This is a genomic window from Micromonospora ureilytica (assembly GCF_015751765.1).
GTDB classification, from domain to species: Bacteria; Actinomycetota; Actinomycetes; order Mycobacteriales; family Micromonosporaceae; genus Micromonospora; species Micromonospora ureilytica.
Window position 1 is genome coordinate 4,537,412 of record NZ_JADOTX010000001.1, and the last position, 24,303, is coordinate 4,561,714.

The 24,303-nt window shown below is 72.4% G+C and carries 19 protein-coding genes; 10 read left to right on the forward strand and 9 right to left on the reverse strand.

Annotated elements, in window-relative coordinates:
* Positions 1 to 37: 37 nt before the first annotated feature.
* Positions 38 to 655 carry an NUDIX hydrolase gene (locus IW248_RS20455; protein ID WP_196928280.1) on the forward strand — a complete coding sequence of 206 codons (618 nt, stop codon included), beginning with the start codon at positions 38 to 40 and terminating at the stop codon, positions 653 to 655.
* Here IW248_RS20455 and IW248_RS20460 read toward each other — a convergent pair.
* Together IW248_RS20460 and IW248_RS20465 are read right to left on the reverse strand one after the other, a co-directional pair.
* Positions 624 to 1,715 (reverse strand): mannose-1-phosphate guanylyltransferase, encoded by a 1,092-nt coding sequence (locus IW248_RS20460; protein ID WP_124822199.1) that lies wholly within the window; start codon positions 1,713 to 1,715, stop codon positions 624 to 626. The two genes, IW248_RS20455 and IW248_RS20460, sit on opposite strands and share 32 nt — an antisense overlap.
* A gap of 63 nt (positions 1,716 to 1,778) precedes the next feature.
* Positions 1,779 to 2,924, reverse strand: coding sequence for a glycosyltransferase family 4 protein (locus IW248_RS20465; protein ID WP_196928281.1), 1,146 nt, complete (start codon positions 2,922 to 2,924; stop codon positions 1,779 to 1,781).
* Positions 2,925 to 3,078: 154 nt separating this feature from the next.
* Between IW248_RS20465 and IW248_RS20470 the strand changes: the two genes are divergently transcribed.
* Entirely contained in the window at positions 3,079 to 3,768 is a 690-nt protein-coding gene (locus tag IW248_RS20470; RefSeq protein ID WP_196928282.1) for a TIGR03089 family protein, read from the forward strand.
* 97 nt (positions 3,769 to 3,865) lie between these two features.
* On the opposite strand, the gene IW248_RS20475 is transcribed toward IW248_RS20470, so the two are convergent.
* Positions 3,866 to 5,863: an acetoacetate--CoA ligase gene (locus IW248_RS20475; protein ID WP_196928283.1), complete on the reverse strand. Its 1,998-nt coding sequence runs from the start codon at positions 5,861 to 5,863 to the stop codon at positions 3,866 to 3,868.
* A gap of 144 nt (positions 5,864 to 6,007) precedes the next feature.
* Positions 6,008 to 6,526, reverse strand: a complete 519-nt coding sequence (locus IW248_RS20480) for an acyl-CoA thioesterase (RefSeq protein ID WP_196928284.1) — start codon at positions 6,524 to 6,526, stop codon at positions 6,008 to 6,010.
* 23 nt (positions 6,527 to 6,549) lie between these two features.
* Here IW248_RS20480 and IW248_RS20485 point away from each other — a divergent pair, with 23 nt between their 5' ends.
* Positions 6,550 to 7,221 carry a hypothetical protein gene (locus IW248_RS20485; protein WP_196928285.1) on the forward strand — a complete coding sequence of 224 codons (672 nt, stop codon included), beginning with the start codon at positions 6,550 to 6,552 and terminating at the stop codon, positions 7,219 to 7,221.
* 49 nt (positions 7,222 to 7,270) lie between these two features.
* On the opposite strand, the gene IW248_RS20490 is transcribed toward IW248_RS20485, so the two are convergent.
* Positions 7,271 to 8,563, reverse strand: coding sequence for a multidrug effflux MFS transporter (locus IW248_RS20490; RefSeq protein ID WP_231396373.1), 1,293 nt, complete (start codon positions 8,561 to 8,563; stop codon positions 7,271 to 7,273).
* Between the two features lie 310 nt (positions 8,564 to 8,873).
* On the opposite strand from IW248_RS20490, the gene IW248_RS20495 reads away from it, so the two are divergent.
* Genes IW248_RS20495 through IW248_RS20515 form a run of 5 tightly spaced genes read left to right on the forward strand, consistent with a single transcriptional unit; the run spans position 8,874 to position 13,059 of the window.
* Positions 8,874 to 9,425: an RNA polymerase sigma factor gene (locus IW248_RS20495; protein ID WP_196928286.1), complete on the forward strand. Its 552-nt coding sequence runs from the start codon at positions 8,874 to 8,876 to the stop codon at positions 9,423 to 9,425.
* Positions 9,422 to 10,225, forward strand: coding sequence for a cupin domain-containing protein (locus tag IW248_RS20500; protein WP_196928287.1), 804 nt, complete (start codon positions 9,422 to 9,424; stop codon positions 10,223 to 10,225). Before IW248_RS20495 ends, IW248_RS20500 begins: the two co-directional genes overlap by 4 nt.
* A 34-nt stretch (positions 10,226 to 10,259) precedes the next feature.
* On the forward strand, positions 10,260 to 11,060 hold the full coding sequence (locus IW248_RS20505; protein ID WP_196930288.1) for an ABC transporter ATP-binding protein: 801 nt from the start codon (positions 10,260 to 10,262) through the stop codon (positions 11,058 to 11,060).
* Entirely contained in the window at positions 11,057 to 12,448 is a 1,392-nt protein-coding gene (locus tag IW248_RS20510; RefSeq protein ID WP_196928288.1) for a hypothetical protein, read from the forward strand. The genes IW248_RS20505 and IW248_RS20510 overlap by 4 nt, the downstream gene beginning before the upstream one ends.
* On the forward strand, positions 12,445 to 13,059 hold the full coding sequence (locus IW248_RS20515; RefSeq protein WP_196928289.1) for a hypothetical protein: 615 nt from the start codon (positions 12,445 to 12,447) through the stop codon (positions 13,057 to 13,059). Before IW248_RS20510 ends, IW248_RS20515 begins: the two co-directional genes overlap by 4 nt.
* Before the next feature lie 53 nt (positions 13,060 to 13,112).
* On the opposite strand, the gene IW248_RS20520 is transcribed toward IW248_RS20515, so the two are convergent.
* Positions 13,113 to 14,318: a DUF418 domain-containing protein gene (locus IW248_RS20520; protein WP_196928290.1), complete on the reverse strand. Its 1,206-nt coding sequence runs from the start codon at positions 14,316 to 14,318 to the stop codon at positions 13,113 to 13,115.
* Between the two features lie 151 nt (positions 14,319 to 14,469).
* Entirely contained in the window at positions 14,470 to 15,633 is a 1,164-nt protein-coding gene (locus tag IW248_RS20525; protein ID WP_124822207.1) for an acyl-CoA dehydrogenase family protein, read from the reverse strand.
* 250 nt (positions 15,634 to 15,883) lie between these two features.
* On the opposite strand from IW248_RS20525, the gene IW248_RS20530 reads away from it, so the two are divergent.
* Positions 15,884 to 17,311: a UDP-glucose dehydrogenase family protein gene (locus tag IW248_RS20530; protein WP_196928291.1), complete on the forward strand. Its 1,428-nt coding sequence runs from the start codon at positions 15,884 to 15,886 to the stop codon at positions 17,309 to 17,311.
* 149 nt (positions 17,312 to 17,460) lie between these two features.
* Positions 17,461 to 22,356 carry an SCO7613 C-terminal domain-containing membrane protein gene (locus IW248_RS20535; RefSeq protein ID WP_196928292.1) on the forward strand — a complete coding sequence of 1,632 codons (4,896 nt, stop codon included), beginning with the start codon at positions 17,461 to 17,463 and terminating at the stop codon, positions 22,354 to 22,356.
* 179 nt (positions 22,357 to 22,535) lie between these two features.
* Here IW248_RS20535 and purE read toward each other — a convergent pair whose 3' ends face one another.
* A complete protein-coding gene (purE, locus tag IW248_RS20540) occupies positions 22,536 to 23,027 on the reverse strand; it encodes a 5-(carboxyamino)imidazole ribonucleotide mutase (protein WP_196928293.1) in 492 nt (163 codons plus the stop codon).
* Positions 23,028 to 23,059: 32 nt separating this feature from the next.
* On the reverse strand, positions 23,060 to 24,235 hold the full coding sequence (locus tag IW248_RS20545) for a 5-(carboxyamino)imidazole ribonucleotide synthase (protein ID WP_196928294.1): 1,176 nt from the start codon (positions 24,233 to 24,235) through the stop codon (positions 23,060 to 23,062).
* Positions 24,236 to 24,303 lie beyond the last annotated feature (68 nt).

The window sequence follows — 24,303 nt, forward strand, 5'->3', positions numbered from 1 at the left end:
AGCCAGCGTACGGAGCACACGCTCGTACAGTGGCGGGGTGCCTGACACCGTGATCACCGGCCCGACCGCCCCCACGATCGACCCCGAGGGGTATGCGGCGCTGCACGCCGACGCCACCGCATTGCTGGAGGGCTGGCAGCCCACCAGTCCGGAGGCGGCCAGCGCGCGGGACCGGACCCTCGCCCTGCTCGCCGCCGGCCCGATCGCGATGAGCCGGCAGCACCGGCCGGGGCACATCACCGCGAGCGCGTTGGTGCTGGACTCCACCGGCTCCCGGGTGCTGCTCTGCCTGCACGTCAAGTTCGGCCGGTGGGTGCAGCTCGGTGGGCACTGCGAGCCGATCGACCAGACCCTGGTCGGCGCCGCGCTCCGCGAGGCCACCGAGGAGTCCGGGATCGCCGGCCTGCGCATCGACCCGGTGCCGATCGACGTGGACGTGCACCAGGTGCAGTGCCAGGGCGGCTCGGCGCACTACGACGTCCGGTTCGCGGTGCTCGCCCCGCCCTCGGCGGTGGAGCAGGTCAGCGACGAGGCCGAGGAGCTGGGCTGGTTCCCACCGGACCAGCTGCCCGAGCCGCTGGCCGGCGGGACCGTCCAACTGATCGCACCGGCCCTCGCCGCCCTCAGACGTAGCCCTCTTCGCCTCGCTCCTTGAGCTCGTCGACCAGGGCCTTGACGTCCTGCGCCCGGTCGCGCGGGCAGACCAGCACCGCGTCCGGGGTGTCCACCACGATCAGGTCGCGCAGACCGAGGACGGCCACCAGCCGACCCGACTGCGGCACGACCACGAGGTTGCTGCTGTCCCGTAGCAGCACGCCCGGCTTGGCCTCCGTGCCGAGCACCACGTTGCCGGCCTCGTCGGCCGGCAGCACGTCGCCCAGGGTGTGGAAGTCACCGACGTCGTTCCAGCCGAAGTCGCCCGGCACCGTCGCGACGCGACCCGCCGTGGCCGCGCCCTCCATCACCGCGTAGTCGACGGAGATCTTCGGCAGGGTCGGCCAGATCGCGCCCAGGACCTCGTCCTGCTCAGGGGTGCCCCAGGCGGCGGCGATCGCTGTGACGCCGGCGTGCAGCCCCGGCTGCTGGCGGGCCAGCTCGGCGAGGAAGACGTCCACCCGCCACACGAACATGCTCGCGTTCCACAGGTGCCGGCCCGAACGGACGTACGCCTCGGCGACCTCGGCGGCCGGCTTCTCCTTGAACTCGGCCACCGGCCGCCACGGCACACCCTCGGTCGGGTCGCCGGTCTCCAGGTAGCCGTAGCCGGTCTCCGCGCGGGTCGGGGTGATGCCGACGGTCATCAGCATGCCCTGCTCGGCGCCGCGTACCGCCTGCTGGACCGTGCCGACCCAGCTGTCCGGGTCACGGATCAGGTGGTCGGCCGCGAAGCTGCCCATCACCGCGTTCGGGTCGCGCGTCGCGATCACCGCGGCGGCCAACGCGATCGCCGCGCAGGAATCCCGGGGGGAGGGCTCGACCAGGATGTTGTCCTCCGGCAGCACGGTCAGCTGCCGTGCCACCGCCGCAACGTGCGCGGCACCGGTGACCACGAGGGTCCGGTCCGGTGTGGTCAGCGGCGCGAGCCGTTCAACTGTCGCCTGGAGCAGCGAGGCGCTGGTGCCGGTCAGCGGGTGGAGGAACTTGGGATGGCCAGCACGGGACAACGGCCACAACCTCGTGCCACTGCCACCTGCCGGAATGACCGCATAGAGCATCCGCACATCATGCCCGACGTTCCTGCCCAAAGTGGCACGGGTCACCGGCAGCGGCGCGGAGGGTCAGGAGCGGGCGCGACTCCACGCGGCGATGTGCACCTCGGCGCTGGACTCCCAGGTGAACTCCTTGGCCCGGTCGAACCCCGCCTTCGCCAGCGACAACCGCCGCTGCTCGTCGTCGAGCAGGGCGGCCAGGTCGGTGGCGATCTGCTCCGGGTCCTCGGAGGTGTACGCGACGGCGTCGCCGCCCACCTCGGGCAGTGAGAGCCGGGGCGTGGTCAGCACCGGGGCTGCGCACGCCATCGCCTCCAGGATCGGCAGCCCGAAGCCCTCGCCGTAGGACGGGTACGCGGCGACCAGGGCGCCACCGAGGAAACCCGGAAGGTCGGCGTAACGCAGGTAGCCGGGACGCAGCAGACGCAGGTGCGACGGAACCTCGGCCACCGCCCGGTCGATGTCTTCGTCGTGCCCCTGCCCACCGGCGATCACCAGGGCCGGCGGGTCGACCCGATCGGCCACCGCCCGCGCCCACCCACGGATCAGGTTGGGCACGTTCTTCCGGGGCTCCTTGGCGCCGAGGAAGGCGACGTAGCTGCTGTTGCCGAGCCCCAGACGGGCGCGTACGCGGGCCTTCTCCTCCTCGGTGGGAGCGTGGAAGGCAGCCTGGTCGACGCCGTGGTAGGCCACGTCGATGCGGGTCGGGTCGGCGTCGAGCAGCCGGATCAGCTCGTCGCGGGTGGCCTTGCTGGGCACGATCACCCGGTTGGCGCGGCGCATCGAGGTCTTGATGGCGCTGCGGAAGAACGTGCGGCGGGACTTGTCGTAATGCTCCGGCTCGGTGAAGAACGTCGCGTCGTGCACGGTGACCGTGACCGGACACCCGGCCCGCAGCGGGCAGGTGTAGAAGGGCGAGTGCAGCACCTCTGCGCCCACCTGTTGGGCGAGCAGCGGCAGGCCGGTCTGCTCCCAGGCGAGCCGGGCCGGGCGGTGCGCCACGGCGGCGGGGGCGGGGATGATTTCCGCGCCGGGCAGCATACGGGTGTAGCGCTCCAGATCGGTGCGGAGACTGACCACCGCCAGCTCCACCCCCGACCCGCACACCTTGCCGAGGGCACCGAGTAGACCGTCGACGTATCGACCGACACCACCACGGTCGGTGGGGACACTCGTGGCGTCGATGAGCACGCGGGGCGGGCGACCGGCGGTCACGGGGCGACTCCTTGTAATGGCGGGTCTGTGGGGAACAACACTCCGGGGCCCAAGCCTACGCCGGAGCGCGGGGCCGACGCTGACTGCGACCCGACGGTACGCCGACTTGTCATCGTCATCGAGTACGGCCCTCACTGGCGTATCGTTCGCGCCGATGGCCGACAACATTGCCCGGGTGTTCGCCGACGCGATCGCGACCGACCCGACCCGACCGCTGCTCACCTGGTACGACGACGCCACCGGCGACCGCACCGAACTCTCCGGCGCCACCCTGGCGAACTGGGTGGCGAAGACCGCCAACCTTCTCGTCGACGAGGTCGGCCTCGCGCCGGGCACCCCGGCCGGCGTGCTGCTACCGCCACACTGGCAGACCGCGGCGGTGCTGCTGGGCTGCTGGTCGGCCAAGCTGAGCGTCGTGGACACCCCGGGCGACGTGGGGGTGCTCTTCGCCGCCGTCGACCAGTTCGACGAGGCGCAGTCCTGGTCCGCCGACGAGCGGTACGCCCTCGGGCTGGCCCCGCTCGCCGCCCCACTACGGCAGGTGCCGCCCGGGTTCGCGGACTACGTCGTCGAGGTACGCGGACACGGTGACCACTTCACGGCACAATCCGGTCCGGGCCCCACCGACGCGCACCTGCTGAGCCGCGCCGAGACCCGCGCCACCGAGTTGGGCATCGAGCCCGGCGCGCGGATCCTCGTGGACGCCACCCGCTACCCCGACGCGGTCGACTGGCTGTTGGCCCCGCTGACCCGGGGCGCCACCGTGGTCCTCTGCGCCAACCAGGACCCGACTCGCCTGCCAGCCCGCCTGACCGCAGAAAAAGTCACCCACCCCCTGCCCTAACGCACCCCACCCCGTCGATCTTGCAGTTTCGGTTGTCGGGATGTGTGGAATGCCCCTTAGGTCGGGACAGAAAGTGCAAGATCGCGGGGGACGGGGGTCAGGCTGGGGTTCGGGACTTCGCCAGGGCGGCAAAGGCCGTCAGGGACTCGGGGTTGGCCAGGGCCCCCTTGGCCGCGGCCTGGTCGACCGGAGTGCCGGTGAGGATCTTCTTGACCGGCACCTCCAGCTTCTTCGCCGAGAGGGTACGCGGCACCGAACGCACCTGATGGATCTCGTCGGGCACGTGCCGGGGTGAGAGCGCCGAGCGCAGTTCACGACAGATCTTCGTGCGCATCGGGTCGTCCAACTCCAGACCCTCGGCCAGCACCACGAAGAGCAGCAGCTCCCCGGCACCACCCTCGTCGTCCTCCAGGTGCACGACCACCGAGTCGACCACCTCGTCGAGCCCTTCGACGACCGAGTAGAACTCGGCGGTGCCGAGCCGTACCCCACCGCGGTTGAGGGTGGCGTCGGAGCGTCCGGTGATCACGCAGCCACCCCGCTCGTTGATGGTGATCCAGTCACCGTGCCGCCAGACACCCGGGTAGACGTCGAAGTACGCCTCGAAGTAGCGGGTGCCGTCCCTGTCGTTCCAGAAGCCCACCGGCATGCTCGGCATCGGTTCGGTGATCACCAGCTCGCCCAGCTCGCCGATGACCGGCGTGCCGTCGGCGGAACGGGCCTCCACCTTCGCGCCCAGCGCCCGGCAGGCAATCTCACCGGCGTACACCGGCAGCAGCGGCACCCCGCCGACGAAGCCGGTGCACACGTCGGTGCCGCCGGAGAGCGACTGGAGTTGGAGGTGCTCGCCGACGGTCTCGTACACCCAGCGGAAGCCCTCGGCGGGCAGCGGCGCACCTGTGGAACCCACGCCGCGCAACGCCGACAGGTCGGCGACGTCCCGGGGGACCAGCCCGGCCTTGCGGCAGGCCAGCAGGTACGGCGCGGAGGTGCCGAAGTACGTGGTGCCGGTCTCCGCCGCCAGCCGCCACAGCCCGCCGAGGTCCGGCTCGGCCGGATGGCCGGGCTCCGCCCGGACCCCTGGGTTGCCGTCGAAGAGGACGATGGCCGCACCCACCGCCGGGCCGGAGACCAGGAAGTTCCACATCATCCAACCGGTGGTGGTGAACCAGAAGAACCTGTCGGTCGGGCCCAGGTCGTGGTGCAGGGCGAGCATCTTCAGGTGCTCCAGCAGGATGCCGCCGTGGCCGTGCACGATCGGCTTCGGCAGCCCGGTGGTGCCCGAGGAGTAGAGCACGTAGAGCGGGTGGTCGAACGGCACCGGCGTGAACGTCAACGGTTCGTCGGTGGGCGCGGCCAGCTCGGCCCAGCCCAGCGCGCCCTCGGGCGCGGGACTCGTCGGGTCGAGGTAGCCGATGCTGACGGTGTGGCGCACCGACGGCAGGGCGGCCCGGATCGCGGCGACCTCGGCACGCCGGTCCACCGGCTTGTCGCCGTACCGGTAGCCGTCCACGGCGACCAGCACTGTCGGTTCGATCTGCTGCCAGCGGTCGGTGACACTGCGGGTGCCGAACTCGGGCGCGCAGGATGAGAAGATCGCGCCCAGGCTGGCGGTGGCCAGCAGCAGGACGTACGTCTCAGCGATGTTCGGGGCGTACGCCGCCACCCGGTCACCGGCGGTGACGCCGAGCCGGCGCAGCCCGGCCGACACCCGGCGGACCTGTTCGCGCAGCTCACCGGCGGTCAGCGTGACCGGCGGGCGGGTCTGCCCGTGGGAGATCACCACCGGGTCGTCGTCGGCCCGCCCCGGCATCCGCAGCACGTTCTCCGCGTAGTTCAGCGTGGCGTCGGGGAACCACCGGGCGCCCGGCATTGCCCGCTGGGCCAGGGTGGCGGTCGGCGGGGTGTGCGCGATCACCTCGAAGTGATCCCAGATCGAGCGCCAGAACCCGTCCAGGTCGGTGGTGGACCAGCGCCACAGCGCGTCGTAGTCGGCGAAGTCCAACCCGCGGTGCTCCCGCAGCCAGCGCAGGTAGGCGCCGATCCGGGACCGCTCGCGTACGTCCGCCGGCGGCGCCCACAGCATGTCACCCACTGCTCCACCCTCCCCCTGGCCCGACACGACACTGTGACTGGGCCGTGGCGCCATCTTGCCCTACCTCGAAGCGCCATTCTGCGCACCGGGTGGGCCGACCGACGCGTGCCCGCCCCACACTCCAACCCGGCATCTCATGTGGGGTCAGCCAGCTCGGTGGGCCTGGATGGCGCGACGGCGGGCGAGACGGTGCGCACGGCGGATCTCCGCCTCCTTGTACCGGCGCTCGTCCTCCGCCGTCTCCGGCAGCACCGGGCGGACCGTCCGCGGCGCCCCGCCCACGTCCACGCCGACGAACACCAGGTACGCGGTGGCCACCCGGACCGGCGCGTCCTCGGCCGAGTCCCACCGCTCGGCGACCACCCGCACACCCACCTCCATCGAGGTCTGGCCGGTCCAGTTGACCTGGGCGTGCGCGTGCACCAGATCACCGACCCGGACCGCCTCCGAGAAGACGATCTCGTCGATCGCCGCGGTCACGGCGGTCCCGCCGCTGTGTCGCGCGGCAGCGGCCCCGGCCACATCGTCGACGAACTTCATCAGAACCCCGCCGTGCACGGTGCCGTAGAGGTTCACGTCCACCGCGGTCATGATCTTGCTGAGAGTGACGCGCGAGTACGACGTCGGCTTGCCGGTCGGAGCGGCGGAGAGGTGCTCAGTCATGTCGAAAACGGTACGGTGCGCGGATGCGACATCTCTGGAGCTTCCTCGCCGGGCTGGTGGTGGCGCCCATCACCTGGGTGCTGGTCACACTGGGGCAGGACGGGTCGAGCCGGACGGTCGACCGCTGGGTGGAGACCGGCACGTTCAACACCGCGAACCTGATCGAGCCGGCCGTTTATCTCGGCGTCGGCGGTGTCCTGCTGGGCCTGCTCGGCACGCTGCGCTTCTCGCCGCTGGGCCCGTTGGTGGCCGGGGCGCTGCTGGTCACCCCGTACATCGGGATGTTCGTGGCGCCCTTCTCGGTGCGGGACACGATCCCGCACGAGTGGAAGGTGTTCGGCGACCCGTTGCCGCTGCGACTGCCCGTGGAGAACGGCACGCTCTTCCTGATCGGCCTGCTGCTGATGGTGGCGACCTTCAGCCAACAGCGTTGGCGGCAGTGGCCGAGCCCGGCGACCGATCCGGCCACGGCACCCACCCCCGCGTCGGACGGAGGCCCCGGCAACGACAACTTCACGTTGACCGACTGGCCGACCCCCACGCCCGCCGAGCGGGACACCGCGCCCCTCACTCTGGGTTACCCAGCCGACTCGACACCTACCGAACCGCTGCCCCGCCGAGTGGGCGGCGAATCACCCTGGTCCGCCCCACCGCGCGGCCAGCCGCGCCCCGAGGACACCACCGAGATCCGCTGATCGTCGGGGCGGGCCGGTCGTCCGGCCCGCCCCTTTCGTCCCTTCCGCCCTAGTGCAGCGCGACCGCCAGGTCCCTGTCGACAGTGCCGAGGCTGGCGCGGGGAACGACGAAGAGCATGACGATCAGCGCGGCGGCCATGCCGCCCGCGATGACGATCGCCATCGGTACGCTCCCGGTGCCGAACAGACCGGCCAGTGGCGCCGACACCGCACCGATGCCGAACTGCACCGCGCCGAGCATCGCCGCGGCGGTGCCAGCGGCCTCGCTGTGCCGGCTCATGGCCAGTGCGGGCGCGTTCGGCAGGGCGAGGCCGGCGGCGGCCAGGACCAGCCACAGTGACGCGAGCAGGGTGCCCAGGCCACCGACGCCGGTCGCCGCGAACATGACCAGCAGCAGGCCAGCCGCCGTTCCGCCGATCAGGGCGCTGACCAGGATCTGCTGCGAGGTGTAGCGGCGCAGCAACCGCACGTTGAACTGGGTGGCCCCGATCAGGCCCACCGCGCCGGCCCCGAAGGCGATGCCGAACTGCTGCTCGTCGAGGCCGTACTCCTGCTGGAGCACGAACGACGAACCGGAGACGTACGCGAACAGAGCCGCCATCGCCAGCCCGGCGACCAGCACCAGGCCGACGAACGCCCGGTCGTTGACCAACCCCCGGTAGTCGCGCAGGGCGGCGCGCACCCCGCCGTGCCGCCGACGTGTCACCGGAAGGGTCTCCGGGAGCCGGAACGCGGCCACGATGATCAGCAGCGCGCCCAGCACCGCCAGCGCCGCGAAGACGCCCCGCCAGTCGGTCCAGCCCAGCAGGCCACTGCCCAGCGTCGGCGCGAGGATGGGCGCCAGGCCCATGACGAGCATCAGCCGGGAGAAGATCCGGGCGAAGGAGGCACCGCTGAACAGGTCGCGGACCACGGCCGTCGCGACCACCGTGGCGGCGGCGACGCCGAGCCCCTGGAGTACGCGCAGCCCGCCGAGCACCTCGATGTTGGGTGCGAAGACGCACAGCACGGAGGCCACGATGTGCGCGGCCAACCCGGTCAGCAGCGGCACCCGCCGCCCGACCACGTCGGAGAGCGGCCCGATCAACAACTGACCCAACGCGAGACCGATGAGCGTGCCGGTCAGCGTCAACTGCACGGCGGTCTCGGTGGTCTGCAGGCCCGCCGTGATGGCGGGCAGCGCGGGCAGGTACATGTCGATGGTCAACGGCCCGATCGCGATCAACGCGCCCAGCACGAGGACGAGCTGCGCCCGCTGCCGGTTGGTCATGAGGTCGCCGGGCAGCACCTCTTGCGCGACGGCGGAATCGCGTCCGGTCTTGTCCACCAACTGCTTCATCATCTCGATCTCTCTGCGGAAGCTGGTGCGTCGTCACGAGCGGCGGCGCTGGGCGGCACCGGGACCGCGCGGACGCGGCGGACGGTGTGGGGTGCCCGGCGGTGGGCGGCGTGGACGTGACGAGGCAGGGTCGTGGCGGGGGTGGCCAGGTGGGCGATGATCCGAGGGTGATTCCCTCGGTCGGCAACACCTCGGCGGCGGACGACGTTCCCGGTGTGTGGGGAGTCACGCTGCTCCGTCCGGCCGCACAAGCTGTGACCGGGGTCACAAGAGAATCGAAACCAGGGCCGGGGTACGCGTCGTCTTGCCTGTTGTGAGACGAAGTCTGGACGGGCTCGACGAGGGTGAGCTCCTGCGCCGCGTCGCTCGGGGCGACCGGCGCGCGTTCGACGCGCTGTACCGGCGTACCTCCCCGTGGTTGACCGCGCGACTGCGTCGGCGCTGCGCCGACGAGGACGTGGTGGCCGAGGTGCTGCAGGAGACGTACCTGGCGGTCTGGCGGTCGGCCGGCAGCCAGGCGCAGTCGTCCGCCTCCGGCAGCGCGCTGGGTTGGCTGTGGACGATCGCCGCGCACCGGCTGATCGACGCGTTCCGCCACCGGGCCCGACGGGAACGCGTCCCGGCGGTGCAGACCTTCGAGACCGTGGCCCCCGCGGCCGAGGACGAGGCGCTGGCCGGCGGGCTGGACGCCAACCTGGAGCGTGCCCTGCACGCGCTGCCGGCGGAACTCCGTCAGGTGCTGCGCTCGATGGTCCTCGACGGGTTGACCGCGCGGGAGACCGCCCTGCTGCTCGGCATGCCGGAGGGGACCGTGAAGACCCGTGCCCGCCGGGCCCGAATCGCCCTCCGGGAGGCGCTGTCATGACCACTCACCCGACACCCACCCTCATCTCCCAGTACGCCTCCGGTGGCGCCGACGTCGACGACACCACCATCTGGGCGGTCGAGGCGCACCTGGAGGGCTGTGCCGCCTGCCGCGCGGTGCTGACCGACGCCGCCGACCCCGGAACGCGGGACCTGCTGGACCGGGTGGCGGACGGCATCGCCAGCGGAATCGCCACCGGCCCGGGTCCGATACGCCGTCGCCGGCTGCTGCGCACCGGGGTCGCCGCACGGGTCCTGCCCTGGCTGGTCACCGCCACCGGGCTGATGCTGGCCGCGGCCCTGTTCGAATGGACGTTCGACAGCCTGCCGTCGCTGGTGCTGCTGATCGCGCCGGTGGCGCCGCTGCTGCCGGTGGCCGCGGTCTGGAGCCGGCGCCTCGACCCGGCCTGGGAACTGACGGCCACCATGCCCCGCACCGGTTTGCCGCTGCTGATGCGCCGCACGTTGGGGGTGCTGTCGGCGGTCATACCGGTGCTGGCAGTGGCTGGCTGGTTCACCGGGCACTCCCCCGGGCTCTGGTTGCTGCCCGTCCTGGGGTTCACCGCCGGCGCGTTGGCGCTGGGCACGGTCGTGGGGGTCGACCGCGCGGCACTCGCGCTGGCCGTCGCCTGGTCCGCCGGTGTGGTCGTGCCGAGCCTCGCCGACGGGCACCTCCCGGCGATCCTCACCGGCGGCAGCCTGCCCGGGTGGGCGCTCACCACCGTGGCGTTGACGGCCGTCGTGCTCGTCCAGGCGCGCCGACGGCCGCACGATCCGCACCAGAGCCTTCTGCACCGATGACGACGTCGAGCCACTGCCGAATGGAGAGATCATGATGCGTACGGTCAGCGTGGCGGAGACCGCGCCGTCCACCTATGCGTGGGCGGTGCACGCCGAGAAGTTGCAGGTCCGGGCCGGCCGACACCTCGCGGTCAACGAGCTCGACCTGAGGTTGGGCACCGGTGTGCACGGGCTGCTCGGCCCCAACGGCGCCGGCAAGACGACGTTGATGCGAGCCCTGGCCACGGTGTTGAAACCGGCCGGTGGGCGGCTGACCCTGCTCGGCGGCGAGGTCACCGGCAACGCCGACCTCCGCCAGGTACGCCGCGGCCTGGGCTACCTGCCGCAGCACTTCGGCTTCTACCCGCGCTTCACGGTCCGGGAGTTCGTCGAGTACGTCGCCTGGCTCAAGGAGATGCCGAAGGCGGTCATCCCGGGCGCCGTGCAGCGGGCCGTCGAACGGGTGGGTCTGGCGGACCGCGCCGACTCGCGAATGAAGACGCTGTCCGGCGGGATGCTGCGCCGCGCCGGCATCGCCCAGGCGATCGTCAACGACCCGGCGGTGCTGCTGCTCGACGAGCCGACCGTCGGCCTCGACCCGGAGCAGCGCCTCGACTTCCGCGAGCTGCTGCGGGAGATCGGCCTGGACAGCTGCGTACTCGTCTCCACCCACCTGGTCGAGGACGTCGCGGTGGCCTGCTCCGACGTGGTGCTCATCAGTGAGGGCCGGTTGGTGTGGCAGGGCACCACCGGGCAGCTCACCGAGCAGGGCGGGGCCGGCGACGCCGGCGACAGCGCCACCGAACGTGGCTACTCGTCGCTGCTGCGCGCCTACCGTGGGCGGGTGTCGGCATGACGGGACGCATTCTCCGCATCGAGCTGCGCCGCTCGGCGGCGCTGGGCATCGGCCTGTTGTTGCTGGTGACCGGCGCGGCGTTGCTGCTGTCGTCCACCGAGTTCTTCGCGGGGCGGTGGATGCAGCTGGCGGTGCTCGCCCGGTCGATGCTGATGGTGCTGCTGCCACTCGCGCTGGCCGGTGGGGCGTGGATGGGCCGGCGCGACGCGCGCCACCGGGTCAACGAGTTGTTCGCCAGCACCGTCCGGCCGCGGTGGCAGCGCGTCGTTCCGACCGCCAGCGCCCTCGCGGTCACGGTGGTGACCGCGTACATCCTGGTCTTTGTGATCGCGGCCGGATGGGTGGTGCCGACGTCGGCATACTTCCCGACCGCGACGATCGTCGTCACAGCGGTCGGCGTTCCGGCGCTGATCGCGGCGGGTTGGCTGGGGATGGCCGCCGGCCGGGCCGTGCCCCGGGTGATCACCGCGCCGATCCTCGCCGTGGTCGGGTTCGTCCTGGTGGGGTTGGTGCCGGAGTTGGCCACGGCACGCGACACGTCGGGTGCGGGGATCGCGCAGTTCCGGCCGGAACCGGCAGGGGTGCTGCTCCTACCGACCTTCACCGGCCTGGACGACTTCCAGACGATCGCGACGCGGGTCAGCCTGCTCCAGGCGCTGTGGCTGGTGTCCCTCGCCGCTACCGGCCTGCTGCTGCTCGGCGCGGTCCGTCGCCGCGCCATCGCGTTCGCCGTGCTCCCGGCGGTGCTCGGCGTCGCGGTCGCGCTACCGCTGCTGCCCGTCGGCGGAGCCCGCGGTGCGGCGGTCGTCGACCCGGTCGCCATCGAACTGGTCTGCGACAACGACGGCCCGCAGGTCTGCGTGACGCGGGCGCACGCCGGGCTGCTGCCCGCCGTCGTCGGCCCCGCCCGCCAGGCGCTCGCCACGATCGCGGCGAAGCTCCCCAACGCACCGGTCCGGGCGGTGGAGACCCAACAGGTCAGCTACTGGGCGCGGCTGGACCCGGACCAGGCACCGCCCCGGCACTCCGCCGACACGATCGTGTTCGACACCCCCACGATCGACCGGGGCGGGCGGGCCGACCTGTCCGGCGACTACTTCCTGCCGTCCCTGCTGAAGGCGACCTGGCAGCAGGAGTGCGGCGACCAGGCGGTTCGGGGCGACGTGTACCGGGCCCGGATGGTCGCCGCCGCCTGGCTGACCGGTCGACCACCGGCTCCGCAACAGGGGTGGGCACCCGAGGAGACGGCGGGGCTGGAGAGCGCGTACCAGGCGCTGGTGAGCCTGCCGGAGGTCGAGCAACGACGTCGGATGGCAGCGGCACGCGAGGGCGTACTGGCCTGCCGGGACGACGAGCTGGTGGCGATCCTGCCGGCGGACCAGCAGTGAGGTGGCTCCAGCTGCACCTGCGCTCCCGTCGGGTCCCCCTCGCCCTGGCCACCGTGACCGCCCTGATCGCGCTGGCGTGGGCGCTATCGCTGGCTTATACGGACTCGGTGACCATCAGCGCCCGGACGGCCAGCCTCGCCATCATGCTGGCGGCGGTCGCGGTCGGCACCACCCTCAACGGCGCCGACGACGCCCTCGACCACACCATGGCGGTCAACTGGCCGGTACGACGCGCCGGGCACCTGCTGCTCGCCGCCGCCGCGATCACCGCGCTGCTGTCCCTCAGCATGATCACCGACACGCGCTACGAGCCGTTCGCCCTCATACTGCGCAACACCGCGGGGCTACTCGGGCTCACCGCGCTCGGCGCCACAGTGCTGGGCGCCGCCCTGGCCTGGATCGCCCCGCTGACCTGGACCCTCATCGCGGTCCTACCGATGATGGGGCCCAGTCGCGACCTGAAGATGCAGGTCGCCGGCTGGCTGATCCAACCCGCCGGCACCACCGCCGCCACCGCCTGCGCCGTCATCCTGGCGGTGACCGGACTGCTCGCGTACGCCCTGCGGGGTTGCCCCGTGCGGCCGGTGAGCGAGACCGCCCCCGACCAGTGACGGACGCTCCGGTGCTCCGGACTCCCGGAGCACCGGACGTGCGGTCCAGCGACCTATGCCGGGTCCGTGGCCCGCAGTCGTGGCCACCGCTGCTCGGTCCAGGCCCGCAACAGCCACTCCATCGGCCCGTACCGGAAGCGGGCCATCCACGCTGCGCTCGCGGCGAGCTGCGCACAGTAGATCGCGACCGCGATGAGGACGACGACCGGGGGCGCGACGGCACCGGCGAGGCCCAGCCCGACGCCTGTGAAGACCAGCACGCAGAGCAGCGACTGACCCAGGTAGTTCGACAGGGACATCCGGCCGGCCGGCGCGAGTACGGCGACGACCCGCCGCCCCCGGTCGGTCTGGAAGAACTGGAGCAGTGTGGCGGCGTACGCGGCCGCGAGCAGCGGCGCGGTGAGCACGCCCGCCGTCAGCCCGGTCAGGTTGGCGGTGCCCCCGCCCGAGGCGAAGACCACCGCGCCGGCCAGGCCGATCGGATAGCCCAGCTGCTGCACCCGGCGCAGGAGCTGCCGGTTCCCGGCGACGTCGGTGAGCAGCCGGCGCCGCCCGGCCGCGTAACCGAAGAGGAAGGCCGAGAGGGCGAGCGGCCCCTGCACGAGGAGCGTGCCGAACATCGCCGGCAGCTGGCGTACGTGCTCGGTGATCAGTGTGCCGATCCCACCCTGTAGTGCCTCGGTGGACCGCTGTCCCGCCGCCAGCGCCGACGCCGGATCGGTGACCAGCTGGGTTCCGCTCGTGGCGGCGAGCGCGAGGACGAAGCCGATCACGCCGGTCAGCAGCACGGCGACGCGCAGCGCGGTCCCGACGCGGACTTTCCGCATGGCGAGCAGGACCAGACCGAGCAACGCGTACGTGGCCAGGATGTCGCCCTGGAACAGCAGCACCGCGTGCAGGATGCCGAGCACGAAGAGCCCGGCCAGCCGTCGCCGGAACCGTGGGGCGATGTCGACGCCGCGCCGCGCGGCGGAATCAAGCTGGAGCGTGAAGCTGTAGCCGAACAGGAAGGAGAAGAGCAGGTACGCCTTCATCGTGAAGAGCAGCTCGACCAGCCACAGGACCGCCTGGTCGCCCCACGAGTCGTGTGCGGGATCCGGAACCAGTTGGAAGGGATAGCCGGAGGCGAAGAAGGCGATGTTGACGACCAGGATGAAGAGCAGCGCCACGGCGCGTAACGCGTCGACGTCGACGATCCGGGACAGCGTCCCGGACGACGCTGGGCTCTCGACGGGCGGGTCCTTGATGGAATGGCTCACGGGACAACCTCCGGAACGGACAGGAAACCTGTTCGGTGACTGTCCTGTGACCCTATGAAGTTGCCTGCCCTGGCCGACAGCCGGTGAGCGGGAAGATGGCAGGTGGGGTATGCCCTACCCGCACCTGCCATGAGCTGCCAACGGACCCGGATCAGCCCTTCAGGAGCTCCCGCGCCATCACGATCCGCTGCACCTGGTTCGTGCCCTCGTAGATCTGGGTGATCTTGGCGTCCCGCATCATCCGCTCGACGGGGTAGTCCCGCGTGTAGCCGTAGCCACCGAGCAGCTGCACCGCGTCGGTGGTGATCTCCATGGCGGCGTCGGAGGCGAAGCACTTCGCCGCCGCGCCGAAGTAGGTGAGATCCGCGTCGCCGCGCTCCGACTTGCCGGCAGCCGCGTACGTGAGCTGCCGGGCCGCCTCGAGCTTCATGCCCATGTCGGCGAGCATGAACTGGATCCCCTGGAACTCGGCGACCGCCTTGCCGAACTGCCGACGCTCGGCCACGTACCCCTTCGCGTAGTCGAGCGCGCCCTGCGCGATCCCGACGGCCTGCGCGGCGATGGTGACCCGGGTGTGGTCCAGGGTCTTCATCGCGGTCGCGAAGCCGGTGCCCTCCGCGCCGATCATGCGGTCGGCGGGGATCCGCACGTTGTCGAGGTAGACCTCACGGGTGGGCGAGCCCTTGATGCCGAGCTTCTTCTCCGGGGCGCCGAAGCTCACCCCGGGATCGGACTTCTCGACGACAAAGGCCGAGATGCCCCGGGACCGGGCGGACGGTTCGGTAACGGCGAAAACTGTGTAGAACTCGGACACGCCGGCGTTCGTGATCCACCGCTTCACACCGTTGAGCACCCAGTGATCCCCGTCACGTACCGCCCTGGTGGTCATCGACGCCGCGTCGCTGCCAGCCTCCGGCTCGGAGAGACAGTACGAGAACATCGCGTCACCGGCCGCGACCGGCGTCAGGTACCGACTCTTGAGGTCGGCCGAACCGGACAACAACAGTGGCATCGTGCCAAGTTTGTTCACCGCCGGGATCAGCGAGGAGGATGCGCAGGCACGGGCCACCTCCTCGATCACGATGGCGGTGGCCAGCGCGTCCGCGCCCGCGCCGCCGTACTCCTCGGGGATGTGCGGGGCGTGGAAGTCGGCCGCCCGCAGCGCGTCGTAGGACGCCTTGGGGAACTCCCCGGTCTCGTCGGCCTCCGCGGCGTGCGGAGCCACCTTCGCGGCGCAGACCTCACGCACCGCTTCCCGGATCGCCTGGTGCTCATCAGGCAACCGGTAGACGTCGAACGACTCCCCTGCGGCCATCTCGGCCCTCCCCTTCACCGCTATCATGCGCAGTCTGTGACGACTCCTGACCGCCGACCGCGCAGACTGAAGAGTAGCGACTGCAGTTCAGGTGATGTTACCGGCGCGTAGGCATGGGCAAGATGGTGCACCTGACGCGCTCGACGATGATGAAGACCGAGACAGTGAGCGACCCTCCGGTGCCCCGCCCAGGTGCCGCAGCAGAATGCGACGCGACGACGCGACGCCAGCGCGAGCGGAGAAGACAGGCGTGACGATCCCCTACCCCACCATCCAGCCGACCCCCGTCATCGCCGCGGTGACTCCGCCCTCGGGCGCACCCCGGCCGCGGGTGACGTTCCTAGGGACTGGTTACCTCGGTGCGACGTACGCCATCTGCTACGCGGAGCTGGGGTACGAGGTCCTCGGGTTCGACGTCGACGCCGACAAGATCGCGATGCTGAACGCGGGCCAGGTGCCGATCCACGAGCCCGGCCTGGACGAGCTGCTCCGGCGCAACCTCGCCGCCGGCCGGCTCCGGTTCAGCACCGACATCGCCGAGACCGCCGAGTTCGGTGACGTGCACTTCATCTGCGTCGGCACCCCTCAGCGGGCCGGCGGCATGGGCGCCGACCTGTCGTACGTCGAGGCGTCGGTCACCAGCCTCGCCCAGCACCTGACCCGCAAGGCGCTGATCGTCGGCAAGTCCACCGTGCCGGTCGGCACCGCCGAGTGGGTCGAGCAGCTCGTCGGCAAGCACACCCCCCACGACCTGGACGTCGAGGTGGCGTGGAGCCCCGAGTTCCTCCAGGAGGGCTTCGCCGTCGACGACGTCCTGCGGCCCAACCGGATCGTGGTCGGCGTCAAGAGCGAGTGGGCCAACGGCATGCTCTACGCCGCGCACAAGGGTGTGTTCGACCTGGCCGCCACCGAGGACCGCGAGGTGCCCCTGGTGGTCACCGACTTCGCCACCGCCGAGCTGGTCAAGGTCGCCGCGAACGCCTTCCTCGCCACCAAGATCTCTTTCATCAACGCGATGGCCGAGGTCTGCGAGGCCTCCGGTGGCGACGTCACCCAACTGGCCCGCGCCATCGGCTACGACCCGCGGATCGGCAACCGGTTCCTCCAGGCCGGCCTCGGCTTCGGAGGCGCCTGCCTGCCCAAGGACATCCGGGCCTTCCAGGCCCGCGCCCAGGAGTTGGGCGCCGGCGAGGCGCTGCGCTTCCTGCACGAGGTCGACCTGATCAACCTGCGCCGGCGCACCCGGGTGCTCCAGCTCGCCGCGGACCTGCTCGGCCGCCGCTCCGGCCCGGCCGGCCCGGACTTCTCCGGTACCCGGATCGCCGTGCTCGGTGCCACCTTCAAGCCCAACACCGACGACGTCCGCGACGCCCCGGCGCTCGCCGTCGCCGCGCTGCTGCAGAAGGCCGGCGCCGACGTCCACGTGTACGACCCGCAGGGCACCGAGAACGCCCGCCGCGCGGTTCCCGAGTTGACGTACGAGACCAGCATCAACGAGGCGGTCAGCGACGCCGACCTGGTCTGCGTCCTCACCGAGTGGGCCGACTTCCGCAACGCCGATCCGGTCGCCCTCGGCGAGTTGGTCAAGGGCCGCAAGGTCGTCGACGGCCGCAACTGCCTCGACCCGGCACTGTGGACGCAGGCGGGCTGGGAGTACCGGGGCATGGGTCGCCCCTGACGAAACCGACGCCACCGGCCGGTCATCGAGCGTCTCGATGGCCGGCCGGTGTCGTTGTTTGCCCGGGACCCGCCGACAAGAGTCGAAATCCGCGCCAGCTTTGGGCATGCTGCGACAGTGGGAGTCCACAGTGCGGGTGGAGGGGTGTCGTGGCGACCTTTCAATGCTCCTCGTGCGGCCGGGAGATCAAGCCGGCCGTCCGATGCCCGCACTGTGGGGCAGATCAACCACAGTGGGTCGAGCACCTGGCCGATATTGAGCGTTCGATCGCGGAGATGAAGGCGCGCGACGCCGCCATCGCGCGCGAGCAGCGGCAGATCGCCGCCAAGATGCAGGCCGCGCTCTTCCAGCGGGATATCCTCGCCCACGCGGGCGAGGAGCGGATCAAGCAGGCCACCCGGCCACGCCGGGTGCTCCGCCGCCGCCCCGGCCGGCGGCCACCGACCGCCACCATGGGGGCGCCACCGCGGGTGCCCCGCCAGGGCACTTCGCCCGCCCCGGAGGATCCGCCGCCGCCCCCGCCCCGGGGCACCTGGTTGGACGTGGACGACCCGGAGCACCCACCGGAGGCATCCTCCCGCGAGGTGCAGAACATCCCCCTCGGGCTGGGCGCGCTGCTGCTCGGAGTGGCCGCGGTGGTCTTCGCCGCGGTGGCCACCAGTTCGATGGACGCGCTGGCCCGGCTGGGCATCCTGCTCCTGGCCACCGTGCTGATGCTGCTCGCCCCACCGGCACTGGCCCGACGCGGGCTCACCTCGACCGCCGAGACCATCGCCGCCGTCGGCCTGCTACTGGTGCCGCTCGCCGGCAACGCCCTCTGGGCGGTGGACCGGATCGGCGCCGGCGGCGGCTCCGCCACGGTCTTCGCCGGGGTGATCTTCGCGGTCACCGCAGCCGTCGCATTCGGGTACGCCGGTTGGACGGGTCTGCGCGCGCCCCGCTTCGCCACAGTGCTCGCCGCGCAGCCGGTGCTGCCTCTGCTGGCGTACGACCAGATCACCGGGCCGGGCGGCTGGGCGCTGGTGCTGGCCCTGGTCGCCCTCGTCAACCTCGGCCTGGCCCGCTCCGGCGTGACCGTCGAGCGCCCCGCCCGGCAGGACCTGCCGTCGCCGGGCACGCCGTCGGCGCCTCGCCAACGCGACGCCGAGAGTCGCCCCGAGGGCGACCAGGAGGAGGCCGCCGAGCTGATCGACGCCAGCGCGGGCTCCGCCGACCCGCTGCCGACCCGTCCGGTGCCCGGTCTGCGTGAGCTGACCTGGTTGCTGCACGCGCTGGCGGTCGCCGTCTCGCTGGCGTACGGGGTCACCGCCCTGCTGCGGGCCGAGACCGTGCCGACCGCGACGGGCGCCGGGGTGGTGCTGGTGTTGGCCGCCATGATCGGGCTGGCCGGCGCGCTGGTGCTGCGTCGCCCGCCGCTGCCCGACGTCGCGGCCGGCATCGTCACCCTGGCCGTGATCGGCGCGCTCAGCCGAATCGCCTCGGTGGCACTCCCCGGCCGGGCGCTACTGCTGATCGCGGCGGTCATCACGGTGACCGGGCTGGCGGTCCGCGCGGTCCCGGAGGCCGCCCGACGTGGCCCACAGATCGCCTCCGCGGTGGCGCTGACCGTCAGTGGTCTGGTGGTCGCCGGCGGCGCGCTACGCGCCGGGGTGGCACCGGTCCGGGCGGCACTGCCCGCCTGGGACCCCGACCTCAGCCGGTACCCGGGCGAGTTGGCCGCCGCGGTCGGGCCCACCACCTGGCAACTCGCGGGTGCCGCATTCCTGCTCACCATCGCGGCGGTGCTGGCCCTGCCCGCCGAGATCCGCCGGGAGTTCGCGGTCGCCGGCGCGGCGCTGACCGCGCTCGCCGTCCCGGCCTCGTTCGGTCTCGGCTGGACGACGGCACCCTGGCCGATGGTCGTCACCGCGATCGGCATCGGGGTGATCGGGCTCTCCGCCCGCACCGACCGAGCCGCGGTGGCGCACGCCATCGGGGCGGCCGTGGTCGGCCTGTTCGGAGCAGGTGCCAGCCTGTCCAGCCCCACCCTCACGGCCGCGGTCCTGATCACCCTGTTCGTGGCCGGCACGCTTGTCGCGCTGGCACCCCGGATCCGGATCGCCTCGGCCGCCTCCGACACGGTCACCGCCTGGGCCTCCGGTGGCGCCGCGTTCGCGCTGCCCGGGGCGGTGGCCGCGTTCGTGGCAGCCACCATGCCGAGTGACCCGACCCTCACCCCGGCGAGCCTCCGCGAGGTGACCGTCCCGGTCCTGGCGGCCAGCTTCCTGGCGGTCTGCGTGACCCTCGGCTACGCCGCCGTCGTGCAGGTCTCCCAGCGCCACATCCCCGCGCCGCTGTCGGTCGGCACCGGGCTGGGCGCGCTGCTGGTCACCGCCGCCGCGTTCGGAGCGCCCGGCGCGACAGTCGCCGACGCCTGGGTCGGCGCGCTCCTGCTGGTCGCGGCGGTGCTGCTCTTCCTGGCCCCGTCCATCGACGCCGGCCGTCGAGCCGACCTCACCCTCGACGGCTCGGACCTGGCCGCCGCGGCGGTCACCACCGCCCTGATCGCCACGCTGGTACGGATCGGTGCGGTGCTCGCCCCGGGCGGGCAGCTGGCGGTGGCCGCCGCCCTGCTCCTGGTGGTCGCCGTGGGCGCCCGCAGCATGCCGGAGGAGTGGCGACGCGGGCCGATCCTCGGCCTCACCGTCGGCGGTGTCCTGATCGGCGTACTCGCCGGCTGGTCGGCGGTGCGCGGTGGCGTCGGCGTACTGGCCACCCCCGGCCCGATCTGGAGGGGCGACCTGAGCGACTGGCCGGCCGCCCCCGTCGGCGGTGCCACCTGGCAGGCGCCGGTCGCGCTGGCGCTGTTGGCCCTCGCCGCCGGCATCCTGCTCCCGCCGCCCTGGCGCTGGGACGTGTCCGGCGTGGCGGTGGTGCTCGCCACGATCGGCGCTCCAGCCGCGTTCGACCTGGCCTGGTGGTCGCCGGTTCTGGTCGGCGGGATGGTCGCCACCGTGTTCGGCATGGCCGCGGCGGCCACGGAGGAGGCGCGCGCCGGGCTGTCCCGGGCCACAGTGGCCGGGGTCGTCGCGCTGCACGCCGCCGGAGCCGGACTGGTCCGCCCGTGGACCACGGCCCTGGCGCTCGGCAGCATCGCTCTGATCGGCGTGGTGGTGGCCACGCTGGCCCGTGTCCTCGCCGGCCCACAGGTCGCCGACATCGACACCGAGGGGTTGCCGCCACACCTGGCGCAGATCGGCGGCGCGGCGATCGGTGCCGCCCTGCTGGCCCTCCCCGGTGCGGTAGCGGCACTGGCCGCCGAGTTCGAACACTCTGCGCAGGTGGTGCTGACCGCCGCGCTCGCCGCGACCAGCCTCGGCCTGGCCGCCGTGGCCGCGGTCCGCCGGCAGGTCCCGCAATATCTGCCCTGGGTCAGCGTGGCGGTGGTCGGCGGGGCCACCATCAGCGCCCTCGCCGCCATCCCCACCGGCCTCGCCGCCGGCGTCTACGCGGCCGCCGCCGCCCTGCTCGGCGTGCTGGCCGAGCTGATCCGCGCGGCCACCGTGCCGCCCACCGGCGCCGCCCAGCCGGTCCGACGCTGGGCGGTACGACTCGACGGCGCCCTCCGGCGGCTGCCGGACGACCCGGAGCGACGACGGTGGCGGGTCAACCCCGCGGCGGGCGCGTTGGCCGCGGCGGCCCTTCCGACCGCCCTGGCACTCGCCTCGATCGCACCCGCGCTGGTCGCCGCCCTGGTCGAGCCGCACCGCACACTGACCCGGATCTGGCAGGGCCCGCCGCCGGAACTGCTCACCCCACCGCCGGACGTGGTCAACCCGACCCACGTGCTGACGGCGCTGCTGCTCACCGCGACCGCCGCGCTGGCCGCCACCGGGTTCAGCGGCGGCCGCCGGTCCCGGGCCGTGCCGGTGGTGCTGCCCGGGGCAGCCGTCACGCTGCTGATCGCACCCATCGCGCTGGGCCAGGGCTGGCCCGCCAGCACCTTCGCCGCGCTCGCCGTCTTCACCATCGCGATGCTCGGTCTCGCACTGACGCCACCGCCGCCGCTGGTCGAGCGGGCCCGCTCGCTGCGGCTGGCCCGGGTGCTGGTGTTCGCCATCGGTCTGGCCGGCGGCAGCGCCGGGCTCGCCGGCAGCCTGGCCGACCGGCAGATGACCCTGCTCACCCTCGGCAGCGCGGTCGGGGTGGGCGCGGTGGCGGCGCTGTTCGGCACCACCCAGCGGGCGCGCATCCTCGGCTGGCTCTTCGCCTCACTCATGGCGCAGCTCTTCGTACTCACCGCCGGCCTGGTCGCCGGCCTGGCCGCGGTCTGGTCCGCGTTCGGAGTGCTGGCCGTCGGCGCGGTCCTACAGGTGCTCGCCGCGACCCTGCCCCGGCTGCGCCGCCCCGAGGCGCAGCGGGAAGCCTCCACTGTCGAGTGGACCGGGTACGCTGCCGCGCTTATCGCGTTGGCCCTCGCCTTCGACTCGCCCCGACACATCGCCGCCCTGCTGGCCGCCTGGGGCGCTGTCCTCGGAGTGGCGGCAACCCGGCCCGGCCGCCGGCCGGTGGAACGCCGGATCCTGTTCTGGGCTGTGGTGGTCTGTGAGATCACCGCGTGGTGGATCCTGATGCGAGTCGCCGACGTGGCGCTGCCCGAGGCGTACACGCTGCCGTTCGCCGCGCTGGCCCTCCTCGTCGGAGTCCTGGAGCTGCGTCACCGACCGGACATGAGCAGTTGGGTGGCGTACGGGCCGGCGCTGGTCGCGGCCTTCGTGCCGACGCTGGCCATCGTGGTGGCCACCGAGTCCAGCACGATGCGGCAGATGCTGCTGCTGCTCGGCGCGGTCGCGGTGCTGATCTTCGGCTCGTCCAGTCGACAGCAGGCACCGGTGATCGTCGGCGCGTCGGTCACCGCGATCACCGCGATCCACGCCCTGTTCAGTCTCGGCCCGTGGCTGGCGCTGATCCCGGTGGGCATCCTGTTGCTGGTGCTCGGCGCGAGCAACGAGCGCCGCCGCCGCGCCCAGGAACGCCTACAGACCGCGCTCCGCGGCATGAGATAAACCGGAGGGTCCCTGCGGCGTGCCTAAGTGGGGACGGTGAGTGGGCGCGGTTAATGGGCCGGGTTCGCGGGCCGGCCCGCGTTGCCTTGCGCGATCTTGCACTTTCTGTCGCGACATAGGGGGCGAAAGCCACGAAGCGGCGACCGAAAGTGCAAGATCGCGGGTGGGGTGGGGTGGGGTTAGCGCAGGGTTGCCTGGAGGGCGGCTTCCTTTTCCGCCACCAGCTTTTCCAGGTCCTGCTGGTAGGTCGTCATCTTGGCGCGCAGGCCCTCGTCGCCGGCACCGAGGATCCGTACGGCGAGCAGGCCGGCGTTGCGGGCGTTGCCGATCGACACGGTGGCGACCGGGATCCCGGCCGGCATCTGCACGATGGACAGCAGCGAGTCCATGCCGTCGAGGTGCTTCAGCGGCACCGGCACACCGATCACCGGCAGCGGCGTCACCGAGGCGACCATGCCGGGCAGCGCGGCGGCACCCCCAGCCCCCGCGATGATCACCTTGAGGCCCCGGTCGGCGGCGTCGCGCCCGTACTCGATCATCGCGACCGGAGTCCGGTGCGCCGAGATCACCCGCACCTCGTACGCCACGCCGAAGTCGTCCAACACCTCGGCGGCGGCCCGCATGGTCGGCCAGTCCGAGTCGCTACCCATGATCAAGCCAACCGTGCTCACTGCGGCCCTCTCGTCGTTCCCGAAACCGTGGCTCACTCGTGGCCCTCGCGCAGCCACCGCGCGGCCCGTGCGGCCCGTGCGCGCAGGTCGTCCAGGTCGTCCCCGAGCACCGTGACGTGCCCGATCTTGCGGCCAGGTCGCACCTGCTTGCCGTACAGGTGCACCTTGGCACCGGGCTCGGCCGCGAAGAGGTGGTGCAACCGCTCGTCGATCGACATTCCGCCCGGCTCACCGCCGAGCACGTTCGCCGACACCACCACCGGGGCGGTCAACGCGGTGTCACCCATCGGGTAGTCCAGCACGGCCCGCAGGTGCTGCTCGAACTGCGAAGTCCGGGCGCCCTCGATGGTCCAGTGCCCGGAGTTGTGCGGGCGCATCGCCAGCTCGTTGACCACGATCGCCGGCCGGCCGGCGTCGTCGCGCACCTCGAACAGCTCCACTGCCAGCAGGCCGATCACCCCGAGCGCGGTGGCCAGATTGATGGCGAGCTGCTGAGCGGAGACCGCCAACTCCTCGTCCAGGCCGGGCGCCGGGGCGAGCACCTCCACGTTGATGCCGTCGCGCTGCACCGTCTCGACCACCGGGTACGCGGCCACCTGACCGAACGGCGAACGGGCCACCTGCACGGCCAACTCCCGTCGCAGCGGCACCCGTTCCTCGACGATCAGCCGGGTGCCGCCAGCGAGCAGCGTGACTGCCAGCTCGGTGGCCTGGGCCGCGTCGTCGACCATCCAGACGCCCCGGCCGTCGTAGCCACCCCGGGCCGCCTTGAGCACCACCGGCCAGCCGACCTGCTCGCCGAAGCCGACGAGGTCAGCGGGCTCCGCGACCGGCGACCAGGCCGGGTTGGGGGCACCCAGCTCGGTCAGGCGTTCCCGCATGACCTGCTTGTCCTGCGCGTGCAGCAGCGCGTCCGCCGGCGGGTACAGGGGCACCCCTTCCGCCGCCAACGTGCGGATGTGCTCGGAGGGCACCTGCTCATGGTCGAAGGTGACGACGTCGCAGCCCTTGGCGAAGGTGCGCAGGGCGGCCAGGTCGGTGTGGTCGCCGTACTGGACGTCGGTGGCGACCAGCGCCGCGCCGTCGTCGGGGGCGGTCGCGAGCACACGCAGTGACTGGCCGAGGGCGATCGCGGCCTGGTGGGTCATGCGGGCCAACTGGCCGCCACCCACCATGCCGACAACTGGCAGACCGGTACGGGAATCCATAGCGCGGCCAGCCTATCCGGGCCGCCGACGGGCCCACCGTGAGGGCCGGCGACCCGCCTCGGAAGAGC